Origin of the sequence: Natronospirillum operosum (assembly GCF_004768465.1) — a bacterium.
Lineage (GTDB): Bacteria > Pseudomonadota > Gammaproteobacteria > Pseudomonadales > Natronospirillaceae > Natronospirillum > Natronospirillum operosum.
Genome location: NZ_SRMF01000012.1, coordinates 34,537 through 57,361, shown reverse-complemented (window position 1 = coordinate 57,361; position 22,825 = coordinate 34,537). Strand labels below are relative to the sequence as shown.

26 protein-coding genes are annotated in these 22,825 nt (G+C 62.1%); 15 read left to right on the top strand and 11 right to left on the bottom strand.

Annotation, left to right across the window (positions count from 1 at the left end; translation table 11 throughout):
* Positions 1-3 precede the first annotated feature (3 nt).
* From E4656_RS18155 to E4656_RS18135, 5 genes are all read right to left on the bottom strand, one after another.
* Positions 4-855: an ABC transporter permease gene (locus tag E4656_RS18155; protein ID WP_135484735.1), complete on the bottom strand. Its 852-nt coding sequence runs from the start codon at positions 853-855 to the stop codon at positions 4-6.
* A complete protein-coding gene (locus E4656_RS18150; RefSeq protein WP_135484734.1) occupies positions 852-1,760 on the bottom strand; it encodes an ABC transporter permease in 909 nt (302 codons plus the stop codon). The genes E4656_RS18155 and E4656_RS18150 overlap by 4 nt, the downstream gene beginning before the upstream one ends.
* A 61-nt stretch (positions 1,761-1,821) precedes the next feature.
* Complete coding sequence (locus E4656_RS18145) at positions 1,822-2,544, bottom strand: transporter substrate-binding domain-containing protein (protein ID WP_135484733.1); 723 nt, start codon at positions 2,542-2,544, stop codon at positions 1,822-1,824.
* Between the two features lie 462 nt (positions 2,545-3,006).
* On the bottom strand, positions 3,007-3,804 hold the full coding sequence (locus tag E4656_RS18140; RefSeq protein WP_135484732.1) for a transporter substrate-binding domain-containing protein: 798 nt from the start codon (positions 3,802-3,804) through the stop codon (positions 3,007-3,009).
* Between the two features lie 11 nt (positions 3,805-3,815).
* Positions 3,816-4,586, bottom strand: coding sequence for an ABC transporter ATP-binding protein (locus tag E4656_RS18135; protein ID WP_135484731.1), 771 nt, complete (start codon positions 4,584-4,586; stop codon positions 3,816-3,818).
* A gap of 352 nt (positions 4,587-4,938) precedes the next feature.
* Here E4656_RS18135 and iadA point away from each other — a divergent pair, with 352 nt between their 5' ends.
* Both iadA and E4656_RS18125 read left to right on the top strand, forming a co-directional pair.
* Positions 4,939-6,099, top strand: coding sequence for a beta-aspartyl-peptidase (gene iadA / locus E4656_RS18130; RefSeq protein ID WP_135484730.1), 1,161 nt, complete (start codon positions 4,939-4,941; stop codon positions 6,097-6,099).
* 17 nt (positions 6,100-6,116) lie between these two features.
* Positions 6,117-7,064 carry an isopenicillin N synthase family dioxygenase gene (locus tag E4656_RS18125; RefSeq protein WP_135484729.1) on the top strand — a complete coding sequence of 316 codons (948 nt, stop codon included), beginning with the start codon at positions 6,117-6,119 and terminating at the stop codon, positions 7,062-7,064.
* Between the two features lie 90 nt (positions 7,065-7,154).
* On the opposite strand, the gene E4656_RS18120 is transcribed toward E4656_RS18125, so the two are convergent.
* On the bottom strand, positions 7,155-8,138 hold the full coding sequence (locus E4656_RS18120) for a glutathione S-transferase family protein (protein WP_135484728.1): 984 nt from the start codon (positions 8,136-8,138) through the stop codon (positions 7,155-7,157).
* A gap of 199 nt (positions 8,139-8,337) precedes the next feature.
* Here E4656_RS18120 and pip point away from each other — a divergent pair, with 199 nt between their 5' ends.
* From pip to dtd, 4 genes are read left to right on the top strand one after another with little or no spacing between them, the layout of a single operon-like run.
* Complete coding sequence (gene pip / locus E4656_RS18115; RefSeq protein ID WP_135484727.1) at positions 8,338-9,300, top strand: prolyl aminopeptidase; 963 nt, start codon at positions 8,338-8,340, stop codon at positions 9,298-9,300.
* Between the two features lie 3 nt (positions 9,301-9,303).
* Complete coding sequence (locus E4656_RS18110) at positions 9,304-11,394, top strand: GNAT family N-acetyltransferase (RefSeq protein ID WP_135484726.1); 2,091 nt, start codon at positions 9,304-9,306, stop codon at positions 11,392-11,394.
* Positions 11,395-11,426: 32 nt separating this feature from the next.
* A complete protein-coding gene (locus E4656_RS18105; protein ID WP_135484725.1) occupies positions 11,427-12,029 on the top strand; it encodes a histidine phosphatase family protein in 603 nt (200 codons plus the stop codon).
* Positions 12,026-12,463, top strand: a complete 438-nt coding sequence (gene dtd, locus E4656_RS18100; RefSeq protein WP_135484724.1) for a D-aminoacyl-tRNA deacylase — start codon at positions 12,026-12,028, stop codon at positions 12,461-12,463. The genes E4656_RS18105 and dtd overlap by 4 nt, the downstream gene beginning before the upstream one ends.
* A gap of 58 nt (positions 12,464-12,521) precedes the next feature.
* Here the strand turns inward: dtd and E4656_RS18095 are convergent, their stop codons facing one another.
* The 3 genes from E4656_RS18095 to E4656_RS18085 all read right to left on the bottom strand — a co-directional run bounded on the left by E4656_RS18095 (position 12,522) and on the right by E4656_RS18085 (position 15,351).
* Positions 12,522-13,670 carry a serine hydrolase domain-containing protein gene (locus E4656_RS18095; protein WP_135484723.1) on the bottom strand — a complete coding sequence of 383 codons (1,149 nt, stop codon included), beginning with the start codon at positions 13,668-13,670 and terminating at the stop codon, positions 12,522-12,524.
* Between the two features lie 121 nt (positions 13,671-13,791).
* Positions 13,792-14,685 carry a TIGR01777 family oxidoreductase gene (locus tag E4656_RS18090; RefSeq protein ID WP_135484722.1) on the bottom strand — a complete coding sequence of 298 codons (894 nt, stop codon included), beginning with the start codon at positions 14,683-14,685 and terminating at the stop codon, positions 13,792-13,794.
* Positions 14,686-14,793: 108 nt separating this feature from the next.
* The gene (locus E4656_RS18085; RefSeq protein ID WP_135484721.1) at positions 14,794-15,351 is read right to left on the bottom strand and encodes a hypoxanthine-guanine phosphoribosyltransferase; all 558 of its coding nucleotides are present in this window, start codon (positions 15,349-15,351) and stop codon (positions 14,794-14,796) included.
* 78 nt (positions 15,352-15,429) lie between these two features.
* Here E4656_RS18085 and E4656_RS18080 point away from each other — a divergent pair, with 78 nt between their 5' ends.
* From E4656_RS18080 to E4656_RS18065, 4 genes are all read left to right on the top strand, one after another.
* Entirely contained in the window at positions 15,430-15,936 is a 507-nt protein-coding gene (locus E4656_RS18080) for a dihydrofolate reductase (RefSeq protein ID WP_135484720.1), read from the top strand.
* 3 nt (positions 15,937-15,939) lie between these two features.
* A complete protein-coding gene (locus tag E4656_RS18075) occupies positions 15,940-16,461 on the top strand; it encodes a phosphoribosyltransferase (protein ID WP_135484719.1) in 522 nt (173 codons plus the stop codon).
* A 149-nt stretch (positions 16,462-16,610) separates the two neighbouring features.
* Complete coding sequence (locus tag E4656_RS18070) at positions 16,611-17,030, top strand: lysozyme inhibitor LprI family protein (protein WP_135484718.1); 420 nt, start codon at positions 16,611-16,613, stop codon at positions 17,028-17,030.
* Positions 17,031-17,108: 78 nt separating this feature from the next.
* Positions 17,109-17,825 (top strand): SDR family NAD(P)-dependent oxidoreductase, encoded by a 717-nt coding sequence (locus E4656_RS18065; RefSeq protein ID WP_135484717.1) that lies wholly within the window; start codon positions 17,109-17,111, stop codon positions 17,823-17,825.
* Here E4656_RS18065 and E4656_RS18060 read toward each other — a convergent pair.
* The gene (locus tag E4656_RS18060; protein ID WP_135484716.1) at positions 17,803-18,456 is read right to left on the bottom strand and encodes a methyltransferase family protein; all 654 of its coding nucleotides are present in this window, start codon (positions 18,454-18,456) and stop codon (positions 17,803-17,805) included. The two genes, E4656_RS18065 and E4656_RS18060, sit on opposite strands and share 23 nt — an antisense overlap.
* 201 nt (positions 18,457-18,657) lie before the next feature.
* On the opposite strand from E4656_RS18060, the gene E4656_RS18055 reads away from it, so the two are divergent.
* The 5 genes from E4656_RS18055 (at position 18,658) to E4656_RS18035 (ending at position 22,330) form a co-directional block, all read left to right on the top strand.
* On the top strand, positions 18,658-19,470 hold the full coding sequence (locus tag E4656_RS18055; RefSeq protein ID WP_240754026.1) for a DUF3750 domain-containing protein: 813 nt from the start codon (positions 18,658-18,660) through the stop codon (positions 19,468-19,470).
* A 40-nt stretch (positions 19,471-19,510) separates the two neighbouring features.
* Positions 19,511-20,320, top strand: coding sequence for an AraC family transcriptional regulator (locus E4656_RS18050; protein ID WP_135484715.1), 810 nt, complete (start codon positions 19,511-19,513; stop codon positions 20,318-20,320).
* Between the two features lie 101 nt (positions 20,321-20,421).
* Positions 20,422-21,042 carry an NAD(P)-dependent oxidoreductase gene (locus E4656_RS18045; protein WP_135484714.1) on the top strand — a complete coding sequence of 207 codons (621 nt, stop codon included), beginning with the start codon at positions 20,422-20,424 and terminating at the stop codon, positions 21,040-21,042.
* 12 nt (positions 21,043-21,054) lie between these two features.
* Positions 21,055-21,825 (top strand): helix-turn-helix domain-containing protein, encoded by a 771-nt coding sequence (locus E4656_RS20400; RefSeq protein WP_205849268.1) that lies wholly within the window; start codon positions 21,055-21,057, stop codon positions 21,823-21,825.
* Positions 21,749-22,330 (top strand): DUF4287 domain-containing protein, encoded by a 582-nt coding sequence (locus E4656_RS18035; protein WP_135484713.1) that lies wholly within the window; start codon positions 21,749-21,751, stop codon positions 22,328-22,330. The genes E4656_RS20400 and E4656_RS18035 overlap by 77 nt, the downstream gene beginning before the upstream one ends.
* On the opposite strand, the gene soxR is transcribed toward E4656_RS18035, so the two are convergent.
* Positions 22,296-22,778, bottom strand: a complete 483-nt coding sequence (gene soxR, locus E4656_RS18030) for a redox-sensitive transcriptional activator SoxR (protein WP_135484712.1) — start codon at positions 22,776-22,778, stop codon at positions 22,296-22,298. The two genes, E4656_RS18035 and soxR, sit on opposite strands and share 35 nt — an antisense overlap.
* Positions 22,779-22,825: the final 47 nt, after the last annotated feature.

Genomic DNA, 22,825 nt, shown 5'->3' with positions numbered 1-22,825 from the left:
GAGTCAGCGCAGATACTGTGGCTTGAAGCGAATGCGTGGGCGCATGGCCTGCGGCAGATGGCGATTCAGGTAGCGGTTGCCCCATGAAAACAGCCAGATGATCAGCAGCGTCGCAACAATGAAGTAACCCGCCACTATGGGGAAGGACACGAACGGGTTGAAGGTCTGATCCACAAAGTAGCGCGCATAGTACAGCGCCTCACCGGACTGCTGTCGGGCCGGGAAGGCCGACAGAAAGACCAGGGTGGTGGAGTGGAACAGGAAGATCACCTCATTGGTGTATGACGGCCAGGCCAGACGCATCATGGTTGGCCAGACAATGCGCCGAAACTTGGTGAACCCGCTCAGGCCATAGGCATCCGCCGCCTCCAGATCGCCCTTGGGAATGGACCGCAGGGCGCCATAGAACAGTTCTGCGGTATAGGCCGCCGTGTTCAGCGTCAATACTACCAGCCCACCCACTGTTGCGGTGCGCAAGGCCCCGGTATCGGCGGTAATGGTGGTGAACAGCAGGTTGATCTCGATGCCCTGACGCGGCAGCAGCACAAACAGCGAATAGAAGAAAAAGAACTGGATAAACAACGGTGAACCGCGGAACAGAAAGATAAACCAGCTCGCGGGCTTGCGCAGGAACAGGTTGTTGCTGAACTTGCCCAACGCCAGTAGCGTGGCCAGAGAAAACGCCAGCACCACAGCCATAAAGGCGAAGTAGATGTTCCAGATCATGCCGGAACCGATCAGGAACAGCTGGTCGCAGTAGGTGATGTCGAGGCCGCGCGGCAGCAGTCGCTCACCGTAGTCGCGGCCCAGAGAGCGCAGGATGTAACCCTGAAAACTTTCGGCACAGGTTCTCATGCGGGCGCCTCCGCTTTCGCTTTCTTCTTGCCTTTCGGCCGCAAACGGTCACCACCGGAGGTGGCCTGGCCGATACTCAGTCGATTCATCATGTGATCAAAGAAGCGTTCGCTCAGCGCGGTAATGCAGAGATAGAACACCAGCACCACCAGGAAGTACCAGACTCGCCAGTCCGGGTGCGGGTACTTGTACAGTGAGGTTTTCTGGCCCCCGAGTTCGCGTGCCCAGTAGACAATGTCCTGAATGCCGAGCAGAAACAGCAGCGGCGTGGCCTTGGTCAGGATCATCCAGATATTGGACAGCCCCGGCAGGGCAAAGATCCACATCTGCGGCAGGATGATGCGCATGAAGGTCTTTCTGGGTGTCATGCCGTAGGCTTCGGCGGTTTCAATCTGGCCTCTGGGTACGGCGCGCATGGCCCCATACAGGGTGTTGGCGACAAAGGCGCCAAATACTATGGCAAAGGCGATCAGCGCCAGGATAAACCCGTACACATTGTAGACCCAGGCTGGCGACCCACGCGGAGGCACGCGGGCATCGGCACAGACCCGGAAGTCGTTGCCCTGTCGGAGCGGTTGATCCCAGTCCGGGCAGTTGATGTGATGCAGCAGAAATTCGATACCCTGACCGATCGCAATGGGGATAAACAGGAAAAATACGATGTCAGGCACGCCGCGTACCAGTGCGGTATAGCCTTTCCCCAACAGGTTCAGCGGCAGAAAGCGGGAGCGCATGGCCAGGGCGCCGCCAAAGCCGAACAGCAGGGCCATGGGGGCGGCCAGCAACAGCAGCAGGATGACCACCCCGAAAGACCAGTAGAAAGCCTGGTGCGTACCGGAAGTCAGGTAGCAGGCATACCACTGCCAGGTGGGCAGTATGGATGGATCGGTACAGAACGAAAACATAAGTCAGTGCCGGTAGAAAGACGGGGCCAGGGGCCCCGTCATTTTACAGATTGGTCGTGGTTCAGTAAGTCAGGTCTTCGTTGAACCACTTGACGATCAGCTCGTTCAGCGAACCGTCTTCCTTCATTTCAGCGATGATCGCGTCGAAGGTTTCACGCAGTTCGTTGTCGGACTGACGCACACCCATGCCGATGCCGCCACCGAGAGTGATCTCGGCGATCAGCACCAGTTCACCACCGGAATCACGTACATAGGCTTCCAGGAATTCCTTGTCCGCCAGTACCGCGTCGGCTTCGCCGTTGCGCACTGCAGAGATGGTTTCATCCGGAGTCGGGTACTCGATCAGGTCAGCGTCGGTCTCGGCAACATAGCCAGCCTGAATGGTATTGGACTGGGTCACGATGATGCCGTTATCGATCACGTCTGTCGGTGTACCGGCCAGAGCCATGTAGGCAGACGGATCATTGGGCAGGTAATCCTGCGTGAAGGAAATCACTTCCTTGCGCGCGTCAGTGATGGACATGCCGGCCATGATGGTGTCGTAGTTGCCGGCGACCAGGTTGGGGATGATGGTATCCCAGTCGTTGATGACCCATTCACAGGTCAGGTTGGCGCGGCGGCACAGTTCGTCACCCAGTTCACGCTCGAAGCCGTCCAGCTCATTGTCATCATTGATGAAGTTGTAGGGAGGGTAAGCGCCCTCCGAACCCATGCGTACCACGTCTGCCAGGGCTATATTGGCACCCAGTGCCAGTACGCCCATTGCAAGTGTCAGTTTTTTCATTGTTGCGTCTCCGTTGTTATCGGTTTGGTTTTACCTTCCGTTCACTCAACCATGCTGACCGGCTGCCCCAGAATGGGCGTGCTGCCAGTGGACTGACGGTGCAGGGACCAGTCAGCAAGAACAGTGCCTGTCGCAAAAACAATACCTGGCTGAATCTCTGGGTAGTCCGGACCTGACCGGTCGGATTCGCAGGCTGGAAGGCCAGTATCAACTGCACTACTCTGGCGCAACACCAGATGCAGTGGGCTTTCTGACCGCCTGTGCCATGCTCTGGTCATTGTTATTGTAGAGTCAATATCACCCCAGCATTGTCACCAAAGCAATTGATCTGTCGCAAAAAACAAGTATTTGTTCGCAAAACAAAACCGTTGCCTGGCGCCGTCGGGGTATTGATGAACCTCCATTGAAGTCCGCATGCACTGATGTGGCGCGGGCTGCAGGGCACTGCGCCACAACTGCGCATCAGATCATGATGTCATAAGCAAAGTAGTTGTTCATGATGGCCTCATAGGTGCCATTTTCCTTAACCCGGCGCAGGCCTTCATTGAAGGTTTCGGCCAGTTCCTGTTCGTCCGGGTGAAAGGCAGCGCCTACACCGTCCCCGAAAATGTGGCGCGGCTCGTTGACCGGCTCGCCAATGACGGCATAGCCCGGGCGGCCCAGAATGGTCTGCTCACCGACCGGGAAGTCCAGAAAGATGGCATCCAGTCGACCGCCTTCGAGATCCAGTACGATGTCATCCGCAGTGCTGAAGCGGCGCACATCAATGCCTTCCAGATAGTCGGTGACATAGTCGTCCTGAATGGTGCCGCGCTGTACCCCGACCCGCAGACCGACCATGGAAGCCGGACTCTGCGGATCGAAACCGGCATCCTGACGGGCAAACCAGCCGCTGGGGGTGGTGTAGTAGGGGGCCGAGAACAGCACGCGCTCGGCGCGGTCCGGTGTAATGCTCATGGACGAAAAGATGACTTCGTAACGGCGGTCCAGCAGGCCGGGAATGATGTCGTCCCAGGCCTGCACGACCCACTGACAGTACAGCCCCATTTCCTCGCAGACGGCCTCACCCAGCTCGATCTCGAAGCCGGTCAGATTGCCATCGGAATCATAGTATTCGAAGGGTTCATAGGGCACATCCACGGCCATGCGGATGGTGCGGTCCTGTGGCTCGACCCGGTACAGGTCAAGCACGAACAGGGACGCGGCAATGGCCAGCGAGAAGACGATCAGGGGCGCTATGTAGCGGCTCTTGTCGGTCATGGGGCGGAAGCTCAGTACTTGGGTTTCAGAAAGGCGCGCAGGCGTTCGGATTTGGGGTTGCCAAACAGCTCCTTCGGCTCGCCCTGTTCTTCCAGCCGACCCTGATGCAGGAACAATACCTGACTGGACACGTCACGCGCAAAGCCCATCTCATGGGTGACCACGACCATGGTACGACCTTCGCGGGCCAGGTCACGCATGACCTGCAGGACCTCACCGACCAGTTCCGGGTCCAGTGCCGAGGTGGGCTCGTCGAACAGCAGCACCTCCGGCTCCATGGCCAGGGCGCGGGCAATGGCGGCACGCTGCTGCTGGCCCCCGGACATCTGTGCCGGGTAGGCGTCCTTGCGTTCATAGAGGCCGACCTTGCGCAGCAGGGCCTCACCTCGTGCAATGGCCTCATCCCGCTTCAGGCCCAGCACCTGTATCGGGGCTTCAATGACATTCTGCAGCGCGGTCATGTGCGACCACAGATTGAAACTCTGGAATACCATGGACAGGCGGGCCCGGATGCGCTGTACCTGTTTGGCATCCACCGGGCGCCGGTCATGCCCGTCGCCGCGAAACAGAATCTCTTCACCATGGACCCGGATCTCGCCCTGGTTGGGAATCTCCAGCAGATTGATGCAACGCAGAAAGGTGCTCTTGCCGGAGCCTGATGAGCCGATCATGGAAATCACATCACCTTTGTGGGCAGTGATGGAGATACCCTTCAAGACCTCGGTGTCGCCGAAAGATTTATGGATATCCTGAACCACCAGCGGTGGGTGTGCGTCAGACATGATGACTCCCGAATCTGTTGCGGTGCCGGCTCGCAGCCTCTGGATCGCGCTGCCTCGCGAGGCCGGCAGTTGTTGTTGTGCCAGTTTGACGCACACTAAAGCATCATGGCACTGACCATTGCAATTCTGCTGTCGCAAAACCAAAGCATCTGTTCGCAAAGCCAAACCGGTCCCGGTATTGGCTCTGATCGTGCTCTGGTAAGGTAAGAGCGCAGCGATTGCCCGAACCCGATCCGAAGCAAGATCGGCGCCAGAGCATTTTGCCACAAATTTGCAGGCAATGGCGTCAAGAATACGCCCGAGCCGACGATGCCCGTCAAGCAGACTGCACAGCACTTCAGCAGAGGACACCATGACCCCTCAGTCCGCCAATCCCCCGTTGTTGCTACGCAACGCCCGGGTTTATGCCCCCCGGCCCCTCGGCCTGCGTGATCTGCTGATGGTGGAAGGCCGCATTCTGGCCGTGGATGCCTCAATTGAGATCACCGGCCTGCCCGGCCTGCACGAAATGGATGCACAGGGCGCCGTGGTCAGCCCCGGACTGGTCGATACCCTGACCCATATCACTGGCGGTGGCGGCGAAGGAGGCTATGGCTCGCGCATGCCGGCCATGCCACCCGAAGATGCCTGGCTCAGTGGGGTGACCACGGTGACCGGCGCCCTGGGCACGGATGCGGTGCAGCGCAGTCACACCGAACTGCTGGCCCATGCCCGCCTGCTCGCCACCGCCGGGGTGTCGGCCCATATCTATGCCGGCAACTATCATCTGCCCATCCGTACCCTGACCGGCTCGGTACAGACCGATCTGGCCTGGATTCCGGAGGTCATCGGCGTCGGCGAAGTCGCCATTGCCGATCATCGGGGCAGCCATCCCAGTGCCGCCGAACTGGCCCGTCTGGCTTCAGAGGTGCGCGTAGGCGCCATGCTGGGCGGCAAGCAGGGTGTACTGAGTATCCATGTGGGGGATCATGACGCCGGGCTGAATGTGCTGTTCGAGGCGGCCGAGAACTATCCGGTGCGCCTGTCGCACTTCTACCCCACCCATATCAACCGCACCCGAGACCTGTTGCAGCAGGGTTGTCGCTTTGCCCGCGAAGGCGGCACCATCGACTTTACCGCCACCACCAATGCAGGCCTGCTGGCGGCCGGGGATGTGGACAGTCCGCTGGCAGTTGCCGAAGCGCTGGCCGCCGGCGTGCCGGGTGATCGCATCACATTGTCCAGCGATGCCTATGCCAGCCTGCCCGAATTCGATGCCGAAGGCCGTTTTCTGCGCGTTGGCATGGGGCGCCTGGACAGCCTGGCGGATGCGGTGCAGCGCGGTGTGCGTGATGTGGGGCTGAGCTTTGAGACATTGCTGCGTACCGTATCGCTGAACCCGGCCGAGACCCTGGGTCTGCCGCGCAAGGGGCGTCTGGAGGCCGGGGCCGACGCCGATCTGGTGCTGTGGTCGGAGCACCATGAGGTGCTGGGGGTGATCAGTGGCGGCGTGGTGCGCCGCTGGCCCGACTGAAGCGGAGACTGTGCGCCATGAGTGAAACCGCAGCGCCAGAGCACACCATTCCCGTGTTCGATCTGCGTGAGCAGGCCCGGCAGCCGGACGAGTTTGCCCGATGCCTGGGTCGGGCCTATCGGCAATGGGGGTTTGTGGGGGTGCAGCAGCACGGTGTGCCGGACGCAGTGATCGAGCATGCCCTGGATGCTGCGGAAGCCCTGTTTGCCCTGCCCGCAGCCACCAAGCTGCAGTATGCCGGCAGCCCGGGCGGCGCCCGGGGCTATACGCCCTTTGCGCGCGAGGTGGCGAAGGGGGCGGCGGTGCACGATCTGAAAGAATTCTGGCATGTCGGGCGCGAACTGGCGGCGCCCCGCTACGCGCAGCTGCAACCCAATATCTGGCCGCAGGAGCAGCCGGCCTTCAGAGCGGCGGCGCTGACGCTCTATGCCGAACTGGAGCGTGTGGGGCAGCAGCTACTGCAGGCGCTGGCCCGCTATCTGGACTTGCCAGCGGACTGGTTTGCTGCCCGTACCGACCAGGGCAACAGCATACTGCGCGTGCTGCATTATCCGCCGCTGCCTGACGAGCCTCCGGCCGGCAGTCTGCGTGCCGCCGCGCATGAAGACATCAATCTGATTACCCTGCTGGTCGGCTCGCGCCAGTCCGGGCTCGAGATCCAGAGCCGGCAGGGCGACTGGGTGCCGGTGTCCCTGCTGCCCGGCACCATAGTGGTCAATATCGGCGACATTCTGCAGCGACTGACCAATGGCCTGCTGCCCAGCACCACCCATCGGGTGGTCAACCCCACCGGCCCGGCGGCCAGAGTCAGCCGCTACTCGGTGCCGTTCTTTCTGCATCCCAATCCGGATATGGACCTGAGCGTACTGCCGCAGTGTGTGAGCGCGGACAACCCGCAGCGGTATGCCCCGATTACGGCCCATGAGTTCCTGCAAGAGCGCCTGCGCGAGATCGGTTTGCTGTAGGTCCGCCTCATTTGTAGGCTGTGGCCCTCGGCCACGCATGCGTGAGCAAGGCTCACCGCCTACAGATATGCAGCCCCCTGTTGCTCTTCCTCATCCCCGCCCGTGCGGTGCGTCCAGGTTCAGTGCCGGCCCCTTGGGCACGATCCGGGTCGGGTTGATGGTGTCGTGGCTGTAATAGTAGTGCCGCTTGATATGGGTCATGTCCACGGTGGCGGCAATACCCGGCTGCTGATACAGCTCGCGCAGATAACCACTCAGGTTCGGGTAGTCCGCAATGCGCCGCAGGTTGCACTTGAAGTGCCCCACATAGACGGCATCGAAACGCACCAGGGTGGTAAACAGCCGCCAGTCGGCCTCGGTGATGCGATCACCGGCCAGGTAGCGTCGTTCACCCAGCAGCTCATCCAGCCAGTCGAGACTGTCGAAGAGGTCGGTAAAGGCTTCCTCGTAGGCTTGCTGGGTGGTCGCAAAGCCGGTCTTGTAAACACCATTGTTGACGGTGTGATAAACCCGCTCGTTGATGGCATCAATGTCGGCGCGCAGCGACTCCGGGTAGAAGTCGTCGGTATTGCCGGTGATGTCATCGAAGGCACTGTTGAACATGCGGATGATGTCGGCGGACTCGTTGCTGACCATGGTCTCGCGCTCGCGGTCCCACAGCACCGGCACTGTAACGCGCCCGGTGTAGTGTCTGTCAGCCTTCAGATAGAGCTGGTAATGGAAATCATGGCCATACAACTGGTCGCCGACTGGGGTCGGTGAATCCAGCGTCGGGCCGCTGTATTCCCAGCCATTGGACAGCATGTCCGGGTGCACCACACTGACGCCGATGTGTGCGTCCAGCCCTTTCAGATGACGGACAATCAGCGTCCGGTGGGCCCAGGGGCAGGCCATGGACACAAAGAGGTGGTAGCGTCCGGATTCGGCCCGGAACCCGTCCTGCCCGGTCGGCCCGGCACTGCCGTCGGCCGTCACCCAGGAGCGGAACTGCGCCTCTTCACGCTTGAAGCGGCCGCCCGTCTTGCCGGTGTCGTACCATTTGTCGTGCCATTGCCCTTCTACAAGCAGACCCATTGCTGCCTCCTGTCATACTGAAAACCGGTCCGCAGTCTGCCCCATTAGCGAACGGCGAGACAGCGGAAACATCTGAAACCCTGGTTCACAATATTTGAATACGCGCTGATTCGCCCTCTCCTCGGGTGTGGTTTCCGAACCTCGGGGAACCCTATATAGTAGATGGGCTGAATTCCTGTTTGCCCAACCGGAGCTGTGCATGCGCTACTATCATCCCGAAATCCAGCCCTACCGGGAGCAACACCTGGCGGTGGGTGACGGGCACAGTCTCTGGGTCGCCGAGAGCGGGCACCCGGATGGCATACCGGTACTGATGCTGCATGGTGGCCCGGGTGTGGGCAGCAGCGAACGCGACCGGCAGTTCTTCAATCCGCAACACTATCGCATGATCCAGTTCGACCAGCGCGGCTGTGGGCACTCGACCCCGCATGGCAGCCTGGAAGACAATACCCCGCGCCATCTGCTGGCTGATATCGAACAGATTCGCAGGCGTCTCGGCATAGAGCGCTGGCTCTGTTTTGGCGGTTCCTGGGGGACCACCCTGGCGCTGCTCTATGGCCAGACCTACCCCGAGCGCGTACTGGGTTTTCTGCTGCGCGGTGTTTTCCTGTGCCGTGATGAGGACCTGAACTGGCTCTACGAAGGCGGTGCCGGCCACGTGTTTCCCGAGCACTGGCAGAAGTTCCGGCAGGCGGTGGGTGATGAGAGCCCCTTTCTGACCTCCTATCATCGACGTCTGACGGGCCCGGATGAACTGGAGCGGTCCCGCGCCGCCCGCGCCTGGGCCGCCTGGGAAGGGCTGATTGCAACGCTGAAACCGTCACCCAAGACGGTGGCGCGCATGATCGGTCATCACACGGCCTACAGCATGGCCCGCCTCTGTACCCATTATTTCTCCGGTCGGGATGAGTGGCTGCCGCAGCCGCTGCTGGCGGGCATGGACAGGCTGGCCGAGCATCCGGCCATTCTGGTGCATGGTCGCTATGACATGGTCTGCCCGGTCAGCAACGCCTGGGATCTGAAACAGGCCTGGCCCGGCGCCCGTCTGGAAATCATCCGCGAGGCCGGTCACTCGGCGCATGATCCGGCCATGGTGGATGGCCTGGTCAAGGCGGCTGAGGACCTGGCGCATATGCTGGGTGCGCCCGAAAGCTCCGCCTGAGCCATGGCTGTGCCCACTCCCGACCAGACATCCCGCCCCGCCCTGAGCCGGCTGCCGGATCGGCAATGGTGGTTGCTGGAAGGTGACGACACGGCCCTGGCGCAGGCCATCCCTGCCCTTGCCGAGCAGGCCCATACCGGCAGCGACCGGACCCTGTGGGTCACACCCGAGCCCGACTCCGAAGACAACTGGCCCGAGACCCTTCCCAGCCGACAGCTTTATCGCCTGCTGGGGCAGACCGTGGATCGCCTGGTTCTAGACTGGCGCCAGGGCTGGCACCTCAACCACCTGACGCAGGCGGCCGGTGCCGTGCGCGCCGGCGGTCAGCTGGTTATTCTGCTCAACCCGGATTGTTCCGAACGGTTCGGCTGGCAGCCGGGGCAGGCCTCGAACTGGTTTGTACACTGGCGCCAGGCGGTGCTGGCGCAGGGCGCCCGGGTGCTCAGCCAGGTGGCCGAGCTGCCGGCCCCTGAGGCGGCGGCGCCCCACTTGCACAGCCCGGTGCGCCAACCACTCACTGCGGATCAGGCTGCGGCCACCCGGGCCATCATCGATCTGGCTGCAGCAGCCGAGGGCTCTGCCCTTGTCATGACCGCCGCGCGCGGCCATGGCAAAACCATGGCCCTGTTGCTGGCGGCCCGGGCGCTGGCTCATCAGGGGCAGCGCCTGACCTGCCTGGCGCCGCAGGGCGAGCCCTTGCGCAGCCTGCAAAGCGGCTGGGCCGAAGTGACCGCAGACCTGCCAGCGGTACAGGCGCCCCGCTTCTGCACCTGGGACCAGTGGCTGGCTGAGCCGGATGCGGGCGATCTGGTGCTGGCCGACGAAGCGGCCATGCTGGGCGTGTCGCGTCTGCAGACCCTGTTTGCACGCAGCCGCCGGCTGGTCTGTGCCACCACCACCGAGGGTTATGAAGGCAGTGGCCAGGGCTTTCTGCTGCGTTTTCTGCCCTGGCTGCAGCAGCAGGCCCGGGAACTGACGCATGTACGCCTGCAGCAGGCCATCCGCTGGCGCAGTGATGATGTCATGGCGCGAGCGCTGCGCCAGTCCCTGCTCTATCCGGTGCGAGAGCCGCTGGAATGGCAGGCCGATCGACCGCAGGATACTGCTACTGCAGATCAGTTGGTGATCCGCGAACTGCCGCTGGCGCAGGTGGTGCACCGACCCGAATGGTGCGAAGACTGGGTGCAACTGCTGGCCACGGCACACTATCAGACCCGACCCGATGACCTGCGCCAGTGTATCGACAACCCGGACCTGCTGGCGCTGGGTGCCTTTGACAATAACCGCCTCGTGGGCCTCCTGGTGGCGCTGCATGAACCCCAACTGGAGCCGTCGTTGGCCGCAGCCATATGGGCCGGCCAGCGGCGACCGCCACAGCAACTGGCCAAACAGAGCCTGCTTGGCCAACTGGGTCATCGGCCGGCCGCCCACTGGACCGGCTGGCGGGTCTGGCGCCTGGTCGTGCATCCGGGCTGGCGCCGCCGGGGCATTGCCCGCCAACTGGTGCAAACGCTGACCCGGCAGGCTGCTGATCAGGGCGCAGATTATCTGGCGGCGGCCTTTGGCCTGACCCCGGAGCTGCTGGACTTCTGGGTCCGGGCCGACTTTGTGCCGGTGCGGCTGGGCCGACAACCGGAAGCGGCCAGTGGCCAGCTGTCGCTGCTGATGCTGCGGCCGCTGCAGGAGCGGGCGGCCGCATTCAGTCAGGACAATGCCAGGCTGCTGGGAGAGAGCGTCCTGCTGCATCCAGAGCAGGCGCGCCGACTGGAACCGGAACACACGCTACTGGCGCTGGCACGGGCGCTGCCTGCCCCGACGCTGTCGGCGCTGGAGTGCGAGCGGCTGACCCATTGGTGCCGCAGTCACCAGCCGGAGGCGAGCCTGCAGCCGATCCTGGCCAAGGCCTGGTGGGCTTGCCTGGCGCAGCAGCACACCGGCCCCGAACCTGTATTGAGCTCGGTGGCGGTGCGTCGTCTCTGGTGGCAGCAGACCTGGCCGGAGGTGCAGCAGGCGCTGCATCTGGCGGATCGCAAGGCCATGCAGGCCGACCTGCGTCGGTTGTTGGATATAGCGCCAAATGGCAGTCTGTGGTAAAAGGTCGGGTCCATCGGAGTGAGGTAGATCCCATGATTTTTCTGATTCGCCATGGCGAAACGATCTGGAACACAGAAGGTCGCCGTCAGGGGCGTGGCGACTCTGCGCTGACCGACGCCGGCGTTGCGCAGTCACGGGCGGTGGCACAGCAACTGAGACTGCTGCTGGAAGGTGAGAAGCGTATTCATGTCGCCACCAGCCCTGCCGGCCGCTCGCGCCGCACGGCAGCGATCATTGCCGAGGAACTGGGCATTGATCAGGACCGCATTCAGGCAACCCCAATGCTGGAGGAGATGGATTTCGGTGACTGGCAGGGGCTGACCGACGACGAAATAGCCGAACGCTTCCCGGATCAGTGGCGTGAGCGTCAGCTCAACCGCTGGGGCTTTGCTTATCCGAACGGCGAGAGCTATCCGCTGCTGTGCAGCCGGGTGGCCGAGTGGATGGAGAATGCCCAGGAGCAGGGTGGCGTCACCATTGCCGTCACGCATCAGTGGACCAGTCGCGTGATCCGCGGTCAGTATCTGAAGCTGCCCAAGCAGGAAATGTTTGCGCTGATGCACCCGCATCGCCAGATCATTCAACTGCACAATGACGAGGAAAAGGTCATCCTGGTGGAGGAGACCCGGGCTTGAAAGCGCTCTTGCAACGGGTGTCGGAGGCGGCCGTAGTGGTTGCAGATGACACCGTGGGGGCCATTGACGAAGGGCTGCTGGTGCTGGTCGGAGTAGAGCCGGCAGACGATGAGAGCACCGCGCGTCGCATGGTCGAACGGCTGCTGAATTATCGGGTCTTTGCTGATGACGCGGGCCGCATGAACTGCAGCCTGCGTGATACCGGAGGCGGCCTGTTGCTGGTATCACAGTTCACACTGGCGGCCGATACCCGCAAGGGCAATCGTCCCGGTTTTTCCACTGCGGCGGAACCGGCGGCCGCAGAAGCCCTGTTCAGTCGGATGGTGTCCATGGCCCGGCAGGCTCATCAGCCGGTCGCCACCGGCGAGTTCGGGGCCATGATGTCGGTGCAACTGGTCAATGAAGGGCCGGTGACCTTCCTGCTGGAAGTCTGACCCGGCATAACCTTTCTCCTTTTGCTTTCCCGTCTGCTCCGGCGCCGCGTCCTGTTGTCTACCAGTTGTAGTCGCGCCTGACCGCAGCCACGATATCATCAATGATGCGATCACCCCGGTCGCCGTTGGTCATGACCACCACACCGTGTCCGTCCTGCAGGTGGCCGATCATCCGGGACCGGTAGCCGGGCGTGATGCCCTCGGCGGACAGTATGGTGCCACTTTCCATGCGTTCGACACGCATGCCCAGACCCCAGCCGCAGCCCTGGGGAGACAGCATCTCGTTGATCAGGTTGGAGTCGGTCAGAACGCGACCGACACCCTGTTCCGCCGCCATGATTTCCATCAGTACCCGTGCCAGATCGCTGGGGCTGGCCCAGAGGCCGGAGGACGCGCGCTCCACGAAGCGTCTGAAACCGCCGTCCAGTGTCTCGCCGCGCCAGTCGTGGCCCAGGGCTGGTGATGGCAGGCCGATCAGCCGATAGCGGGCGGGAATGTTCAGCGGTGTCAGCACCGTGCGACTCTGCCAGAGGGAAAAGTTGTCGCCGGTCTGGTTTTCCAGCCAGTAAGCGAGCACTTCATAGGCCGCAGCAGACGAGTGACAGGTTTGTCCGGGCTGGCCGGCCAGTTGCACCGGTGCCGAGCGGGCCGGCTCGGTGCCATTGAGCAGGGCATCCCAGTTGGGCTGGCGCTCACCGAAGCGGTAGCCCTGAAAGCGAGTCGGAGTCAGGCCGCTGCGATGACTGAGCAGATGGCGGACTGTGACATCGTCACCGGACCAGCGGCTGTTGTCGGGAATCTGCCAGTTGTCCAGGCCCTCGTTGACTGCAGTGTCCAGCGGAATATCGGCCTGCTGCAGCCACGCCAGTACGCCCATTGCCGTGACCACCTGGGTCAGGTCACCGGCCTGAAAGGGGGTGACCGATGACAGCAGCCGACCGTTCTGGTCAGCATGGTCGCCCATGGTCCACTGACTGACCAGGCGACGGTTGTCGATGATGGCCACACTGACGCCAGGCACCCGGGCCTCCGCCAGCCGCTGCTGCAGTTCGCTGGCACAATCCGGGTGCTGGTCGGGGCGGCTGCACAGCTCGGCCTGCTGGCTGCAGGCGGCCAGAAACAGCACTATGGGTACCATCCAGAGCAGGGCTCTGGACGCAGTCGATTTCGGGTTCATCAGGCAAGGGCCCGCAGGCAGGCTGGACATGACAGCATCATGCCATAGAGCCTTCAGCGCAAGCAAAAAAGAGCCCTCAGCGGAGGCAGAGAGGAGCCCTCAGCGGAGGCAGAGGAGGAGCCCTCAGCGGAGGTGAGCAGGTGAAATGCCCTCAGCGGCGGCAAATAGCCGCCAGCGCCGGCTCCAGCTCTTCATGAGTCCACTCGAACCCGGCCTCCACCAGCCGATCCGGCAGCGCGCGGGTGCTGGCCAGCATCAGGTCACTGCGTTCGCCCAGTATCGGTTTCAGCAGCCAGCGCGGCGGCGTCAGCCAGACCGGCCGCCGCAGCACCCGGCCCAGACAGTGGGCAAAGGTCTGGTAGCGTACCGGATGTGGCGCCGTCAGGTTTACCGGCCCTTGCAAGGTCGGCGTGTCGATCAGAAAACGTACGGCTCTGACCCAGTCGTCCCGATGTATCCAGCTGTACCAGAATTCGCCATCGGCCAGAGACCCGCCGAGACCCAGTTTGAAGGCCGGCAGCAGGGGCTGCAGCAGGCCACCGCCGCTGCCGAGCACCAGGCCGGTGCGCAGATAGATGGTGCGGATGCCGCTCTGTTCGGCTGGGCGGGCCGCACTCTCCCAGGCCATGACCATTTCCGTTGGCCAGCCCATGCCGGGTTCGCTGTCCTCGGTCAGCAGGGTATCGCCCTGATCCCCGTAGAAACCGACTGCCGAACCGGTCAGGAAGACCTGTGGTTTCTGTTTCTGTGCAGCCATCCAGGCCACCAGCTTCTCGGTCGTCCGTATGCGACTGTCGAGCAGCGTCTTTTTGCGTCCACTGGTCCAGGGCAGGGTGAACAGGTTGGCCCCGGTCAGATTGACCACAGCCTGCACCGGCTCCCGGATGTCCTTGAAGGCACCGACCCATTCCGCCTGCAATTGACCACGGGCCCTGTGCTTGTGTGGATGACGGGTGTGAATAACCAGCTCATGGCCATCGGCCAGCAACTGCCGGGCTAGCGCCTGGCCGAGAAAACCGCTGCCGCCACAGATCAGAACACGCATGTCGCCGCCCCCTCTGTTGAACCCTGAAGAAAGAGTCTAGTCCAATCGGTGGCTGTACAACACCATGGATGGTCGATAACAGGGGGTGTCAGTTTCCGGTGACAGTCTCTACATGCCCTTCACGGCATAGATACCGTCGGCATTGCGCCAGTAACCCTTGTAGTCCATGCCAAAGCCGAAGATATAGCGGTCGATGCACTTCAGGCCCTCGTAGTGGACCTCCATCTCCGGGCGCACCTTGCGTTCATGGTCCTTGTTGACCAGCACGGCGATCTTTACGTCGCGGGCGCCGGCTTCGTAGCAGTGGTCCACGATGGCGGCCAGGGTGCCGCCTTCGTCATAGATGTCATCGACGATCAGCACGCTGCGGTCGGTTACATCCTGTGCCGGAAAGGCGCGCCAGTCCAGATCACTGCCGACGGTCTTGTTGCGGTAGCGGGTGGCGTGCAGATAGCTGATTTCCAGCGGGAATTTCAGGCGTGTGACCAGATGACCGGTCAGTACCAGGGCACCGTTCATCACCGAATAGACGACCGGATTGGCCTCGGCCAGGTCGCGGTTGATGCCCTCGGCCATCTGGTCCATGGCCACATTGAGCTGGTCCGGTGTGTACAGCAGGTCGGCTTCCTGCATCACCTGGTTGATTTCAGTCAGGGTGACAGACATGAAGGGTCCATAGCGTTCGAAAAGCGGACGCGTATAATCCACATACAGCACACAAATCTCAAGGATATTCGGCAATTCATGCGTAAAGCACTGATCTGGGCCCAGGCGCGCAACCGCGTCATCGGCCGCAACAACAAACTGCCCTGGTATCTGCCCGAAGACCTCAGGTTCTTCAAGCGCACCACCTTCGGCAAACCCGTTATCATGGGGCGTCGCACCTTCGACTCCATCGGCAAGCCGCTGCCCGGGCGCGCCAACATCATCATTACCCGCCACCCGGATGACCTGCCCGCCACCGTGACCGGGGTTACCAGCCTGGAGCAGGCCATCGACACCGCCGAAGCCAATGCACTGGTCAATGGTGAAGAAGAAATCATCATCATGGGCGGCGCCCAGATCTACGAATTGGCATTGCCGCAGGCCGACCGCCTCTATGTCACCCATGTGCATGCCGATGTCGAGGGCGATGCCCTCTTCCCGGAGGTGGACTGGGCACAGTTTCAGGAGGTCAGCCGCGCCGACTTCAAGGCCAGCGGCCCCAACCCCTACGACTACAGCTTTGTGGTCTATGACCGGGTGGAGTGAGGCATGACTGCTGCTGACGAGGACCTGGTCCTCAGCGCTGAACAGATTCAGGCCGGTGTGGCCGCAGTGGCTGCCCGTCTGAATGACCGCTTTGCCGGTCAGGATGTGGTGGTCATCACAGTGGTGCCGGGCGGTATCCTGTTTACGGCTGACCTGGTGCGGCAACTGACCTTTGACGTCAGCATGGATGTGATGGCCTGTCCGCATACGCCGGGGGCACGTCACAACGACTCCCCCATCGTCTATCACCCGACAGTGTCACCGCAGCACCGCCATGTGCTGCTGCTGGATGATGCCATTGAGTCGGGCGGCACCATGCAGCGTCTGGTCGAGCACCTGCAGTTGGGCTACCAGTGCCTTTCGTTGTCAGTGGCAACCCTGCTGGTCAAGCCCGGGCGCGTCGACATCCCGGTGCCGCAGTACCATGCCTTCGAGATGGACAACGACGATCTGCTGGTCGGCTATGGCCTGCCGTGGGAAGACCGGCGCCGCAATCAGCCCTTTGTTTCCCGCCTGAAAGTCTGATCTGCAGGGCCTGACGTGGCATTCATGAGACCGTTTTCACAGTTCGGGCACATCCCGCTTACATCTGCTCCCCGGCTCCTCTAGCCTGCTTGTTCGCGCTCCGCGCATGTTTTTTCCGGATGCACAAACAGGTGAGGTGATTGACTGACATGCACAAATACACAGGGCTGATACTGCTGTTGACCCTTGGCTTGATGGCGGCAACGTCAGCTGACGAACTCGATTGCGACAAGGCGGTCACGACCCCGGACGTCAACCACTGTGCGGGTCTGGAATTGCAGGCTGCCGAGGACACCATGGCCGAGTACCTGGCGGCCAGTCTGGAGCGCCATGGTGATGACCCGGAGACGGTCGCGGCCATCCGGCAGGCACAGGTGTCCTGGCAGGCCTACCGCGACGACCACTGCGGCTCTGTCTTTACCTACTGGCGGGGCGGCACCATCCGCACCGTGATGAGCATCACCTGCAGCGAACGCCTGACCCGGCAGCGCACGCATGATCTCTGGATCAGCTTCCTTACCCATATGGACAGTGCCCCGCCGGTATTGCCGGAGCCCGATATTCAATAAAACAGACCCCGAGCTTGACTTGAACCAAGGTTGAACTTCTATAACTCAGGGTTCCACAGTCAACCAGAGGGATCAGTCATGAGGATATTGATAGTCGGGGCCAGTCGTGGTCTGGGTCGGGCGTTTGTCGAAGGCTTGTGTGAGCCGGGCGACACCGTCATCGGCGTTTCACGCTCGCGCCCGCAGCAGCTGCAGGCGCCGTCCGGAGTCGAGTTGCAGTGGATAGAGGCGGATCTGGCGTCGCCCCAAACGGCAGTCGAGCAGATAGAGCAACAGGCGCCGGACACACTGGATGTCATTCTCTACAACGTCGGCGTCTGGGAAGATCGGGCCTTCTCGGACGAGTACGCCTTTCTGGAGGATGACGAAGCGGCCCTGGCCGACCTGATCAACATCAATGTCACGGCGACGCTGTTGCTGCTGAAAAGGCTGCTGCCCCGCTTGTTGCAGTCCGCCAGACCACAGGTGGTGCTGACCGGCTCCACCTCCGGGCTGCGCCAGAGCGGCCAGCCGGAAGTCGCATTCGGCGCCTCCAAGTTCGCCTTGTCAGGCATTGCGGATGCCCTGCGGGAAGGCTTTCGTGAGCAGAAACTGGCGGTCACCACGCTGCAGCTGGGGTATCTCAACACGGATGATGGACTGAATACTCCCCTCAGCCAGGCGGTGGCCACCAGCCAGGGCGAGCAGATCCCGGTGCATGATGTGGTCGCCATGGTACGGGCGCTGCTGAAACTGTCCGATGCTTCCTTTGTGCGGGAACTGGTGATGCCGGCTATTCTGGATCAGAACTTCTGACCCGAGAGGTCAACGCCGCAGAGAACCGGAGCCAGCGCGGCACCTGCTGACGATAGCGTTGGTAGGTGTCGCCAAAGGCAGCGGCCAGGGCCTGCTCCTCGCGGCGAGCCTGGCGCACCAGCACACTGACCCCCACAATCAGGCAGACCCCGGTGAACAGGCTGGGCAGCGCCAGAAAGAACCCGAACTGCCCCAGCATGATGCCCAGAAACAGCGGATTGCGTGAACGCCCGAAGGGTCCCTCGGTTAGCAGCGGCTGGCTCTTTTCCTCGTCAATGCCCGAGCGCCAATCCTGCTGCATGTAGGCGTGGACATAAGCAATAATGGCGTAGCCGGCCAGCATCAGTACCATGCCGGTCAGCAGGACTGGCGGCTGATACAGTGCCGGGATGACCCCCAGCCAGGGGTCGATGGGCCACAGAATACGGGCCAGACAGACCCCCAGGATTGTGGCCCGAAACAGGTTGAACACCTGGCGATTCCACCAGGTGGCGGAGCCCCTGGGACCATACTGGATGTGGCTGATGCCGGTACGACGCCAGAGCCCCAGCGCCGTGCTGGTATAGTGCAGGCCGATCAGCAGGAAATAGAGGCCGAGAAAATGGCGGACGAGCAGGTCGATTTCGGGCATGGCAAGGCTACTTCTTGTTCCGTTGTTGTCCTGCTATTACAGGGATGGCAGTGCATGTACGGTTTGATATTAGCGTTTAACAGGCGCCCTTGAACCTTCTTTACAGACTACGTGATGCGGCCTGCGACCTCAGGGTGCACTATATTCGCTGCGCCCGATCCGGCAGGTCGATAGAGGCCGAACAATGCGGAGTCGAAAACAGTGTCGATAGCGAAGAATATTGTACGCTTCATCAAATGGTCGGCTGTCGTTGTCGTCGCTTTGCTGCTGCTCTTGCTGGCAGGGCCACTGGCGGTGTCGCTGTCCGGCGCCCATCAATACGATTCGAACTGGCGCACGGCCAGCCGTGACAGCGCCGGGCTGGCGCCGGCACCGGAAGTGACCCCGGAGGCCGTGGTGCAGGTTTATGGTGCCCGTGCCTTCAACTGGCGCGGTTACTTTGCGCTGCATACCTGGATCAGTGTCAAACAGTCCGATGCCGACTACTATACCGTCTATGAAGTGACCGGCTGGCGGCGGCCGGTGGTCAATGCCCGCCGCGATGTGCCGGACCGGGCCTGGTATGGTGCGGCGCCCCGCCTGATCGCAGAGCTGCGGGGGGATGCCGCAGAGGCGGTGATACCGGACCTGCTGCAGGCGGTGGAAGACTATCCGTTCAGTGACCGCTATGTGGCCTGGCCGGGCCCCAACAGCAACACCTTTGTGGCCTGGATCATTCGGGAAACGCCGGGGCTCGAGGTGGCATTGCCGAGTCATGCCGTCGGCAAGGATTATCTGGGCCAGACAGTACAAGGCAGCCTGCCGGGTGGTTCCGGTTTCCAGTTCTCGCTGGGCGGTGTTGCCGGCATTCTCGCCGGCCCGGCAGAAGGCTTCGAGCTGAACCTGCTCGGGCTGGTGCTGGGGGTCAATCCCCGTGTACCGGCCCTTAAACTGCCCGGCCTGGGCGACTGGCCCAGCGGCCAGGCCAGTGCCGCCGGCGCTCAGCCGGAGCGGGATCTCGCTTCGGATTTCTGACCTGCCGGCAGGTCAGAGGCCCTGATTGGAGGTGCGGCCCATGCACTATCGGGAGTACACAGCGCCGGCTGCACTGCGGCATCTGGTCCGGTTCTTCTGGACTCTGGAAGTGCCGGCCGGATCGTCAGCCAGGCATTACAACATAGTGGCGGATGGCTGCCCCGGCATCATGTTTCATCGCGGCGCGGTGGCGTATGCCCGGCCGTCCCTGGCACCGCAGAGGCTGCCTCACCTTTTTGTCTATGGGCAGTCCACTGGGCCGGGTCGGTTGTACCTGCAGAATGCGGACCGGCTGTTCGGCATCAATCTCTTTCCGCACGGGCTGACCATGCTGCTGGGAGTGGATGCGCGGGAGTGCACTGATCAGATATGGGACCTCGAGCCACTGGCGGGGAGCCTGGTCGACCAACTGTTGAATGCACCGACTGCGGCGGCTGTGATGGGGCTTCTGACCCATTTTCTGACCCGACAACAGAGGCAGTCGCCGGACCGGGACTGTGCCGTGGAAAGCAGCATCCGCATGTTTGTTCAGAGCCAGGGTTGCCTGCCTGTTATGGCACTGACGCAGACCCTGCAGATGTCGGAACGGCAGTTTCAGCGCCGGTTCAGGCAGCAGGTCGGTGTGCCACCCAAGCTGTTTGCCCGCATCCTTCGTTTCCAGTCGGCGCTGCACGTGATTCAGCGTGAAACCGAGCGTCCTCTGACCGAGATAGCCTTTGCCAGCGGCTATGCTGACCAGTCCCATTTCATTCGTGACTTCAGACGATTCGGCGGCCTGACGCCGGGCGATTGCAGGCACTCTGCCGCTCAACTGCTGTGTGGTCATGATCTGGACCTGGCACTGCCCTGACTGACGCCGCGTCATGTCGGGTTTGTTCTATTGCCGTTACGGGCCCCCGTATACGGTTGCTGTCATCTTCAATACCAGCAAGTGACAATGAGGTGACAAGCATGAAACTGTTGATCTTTGGCGCCACGGGAACCATTGGCAGAGAAGTGGTGCGTCAGGCCCTGGCGCGCGACTTTCAGGTCACTGCACTGGTCCGATCTGCAGACGCGTTCGAGCCGCAAAGCGGGCTGACGGTGGTCACGGGCGATGTGCTCGACCCGGATGATGTCGAGCGTGCCTTTGACCGGCCGGATGCCGTGATCTGTACCCTGGGTGCCGGTGCCAGAGGCACAGTGCGGTCCACCGGAACGCGCAACATCGTGCAGGCCATGGTGGCGCATGATGTTCGTCGGCTGATCTGCCTGTCGACACTGGGTGCGGGTGACAGTCGGGTTCATCTCGATTTTTTCTGGAAATACATCATGTTCGGGCTGTTGTTGCGACGCGCTTACGCCGACCATCAGCAACAGGAGGCCTGCGTGATGGCCAGCGTACTCGACTGGACCCTGGTGCGGCCAGGCGCATTTGCCGACGGCCCGCTGACCCGCGCGTTCAGGCGGGTCAGCGGACCGCACGAGACCGGTCTGGCACTGAAAATCTCGCGGGCGGACGTGGCCTGGTTCATACTGGAGCAATTGACGAGCAATGAATACCTGCACCGGGCACCGGGAATTACCTACTGATGACTCAGGCTCATGTCGGATAGAAATCATTTTGCTGCGCGCCTGGTGACCCACGGGTCGGGTCCGCTGGCGCTGTTGCCCACGCCCTTTGCCACGCTCGTGAGGGCAGCGGGAACGGTGCGGCTGTTCGGGCCGCACAGCCGGGTGCACTGTCTGCAGCCGGAAGGATCTGTGTCGGTACTGTTTGCTGCACCAGCCTTTATCAAGGCCTTGCTCGGCCATCCGCGCTATTTCCTGAACCGCAGTTTTTCGCCCGCTGAGCTGTCGTTGCTGGCCGTCTTTCAGGACAGTTCACCGTCGGCCTGGTTGGCGCTGCTGGAGGATCTGCGCGCTGCAGTCACCATGACCCATGATGAATATCAGTTCACCGAACTGTGGTCCTTGCTGGTCCGGCAGCGATTCAGGCCCGGCGACAGCGGCCAGGAGCGCCAGGCGGAGCGCCTGTGCAGGCGTTACGCCGGGCAGACACCGGGCGCCGTCAGCAGGCAGTTGCGGCTGGCCCGTCAGCTGGCCCGGGATCTGGCCGCGTCAGAGCATGTGCCGACCGGTGACTATGCCGATCAGTCGCACTATATCCGCGAATGTCGCAAGCACACCGGGTGCACCCCCAGTGAATGGAGAAATGTGTCGGCAACGTTCTATCGCTGCGGGCAGGACCTGCAGACAATAAGGGTGTCTTTGGCAAACACCGACAGGAAGGATCATCATGGCACTTGGACCCAAGGCGATGGGCGAAGCCATTGCCGCCAATCTGAAAACGAAAACCGGCAAGACGCTGGATGAGTGGTTGCGCGCGGTGAGCGCGCAGGGTTTGACGGAGCAGAAAGCGATAGTGGCATGGCTGAAAGAGCAGGGCCTGGGCCATATCCAGGCGCGTCTGGTCGCCGACCGCTGGGCTGGCCAGCCGCTCTATGACAACCCGGAGCAACTGATCACAAGCCTGTTTGACCGCTACCCTGACCAGTATGCGCTGTGGAACACCCTGATGGAGCGCTTCCGTGTCGCACAGCAGTTTGATATCAACCCCTGCAAGGGCTATGTACCGCTGTATACGCCCAGGGGCAGGATTTTCGCCTCCTTCAAACCCATGCGTGACGGGCTGTATCTCGGCCTGACGGGCACTGACTTCGATTTTGCAACGATACCGCACAAGCTTTCACGCGGGGGTGCGGACAGCATGACTCGGGGCCTGTTTGTGGAGTCGCTGGCGCCGGGTCTGCGGGCCTTGCAGGCGGCCTATCAGAGCACTCACCTCACTCAGCCTGTTCCTCATCCCAGTCATCGCTGAACATGATCGGACCCGGCCCGGCGTCGGCGGCGACGTCGTCCGGGTTCTGCAGCGGGCAGACCTCGAGGGACAGGCACCCACAGCCAATACAGCCATCCAGTTCGTCCCGCAGCAGGGTAAGCTTCTCAATGCGCCGGTCCAGATGCTGCTGCCAGTGCCGGGACAACTGCTGCCAGTCCGATGGCGTCGGCGTACGGCTTCTGGGCAGGGTGGCCAGAGCGTCCGCGATATCCGACAGCTTGATACCCAGACGCTGGGCCGTCTTGATGATGGAGACACGGCGCAGCACTTCGCGCGAATAGCGTCGTTGCCCGCCATCATTGCGCCAGCTGCTGATCAGACCCCTGGATTCGTAAAAGCGCAGCGCTGAGGCAGCCACCCCGGTTCTTTTGGCCACCTGGCCCACGGTCAGTACCTTTCCCTTGACGCTGACATTCTGGCTGGACATGTCGATCTCCTGCCTGGTTTGACGTGAAGCTGCCTCGCCGTATGGCG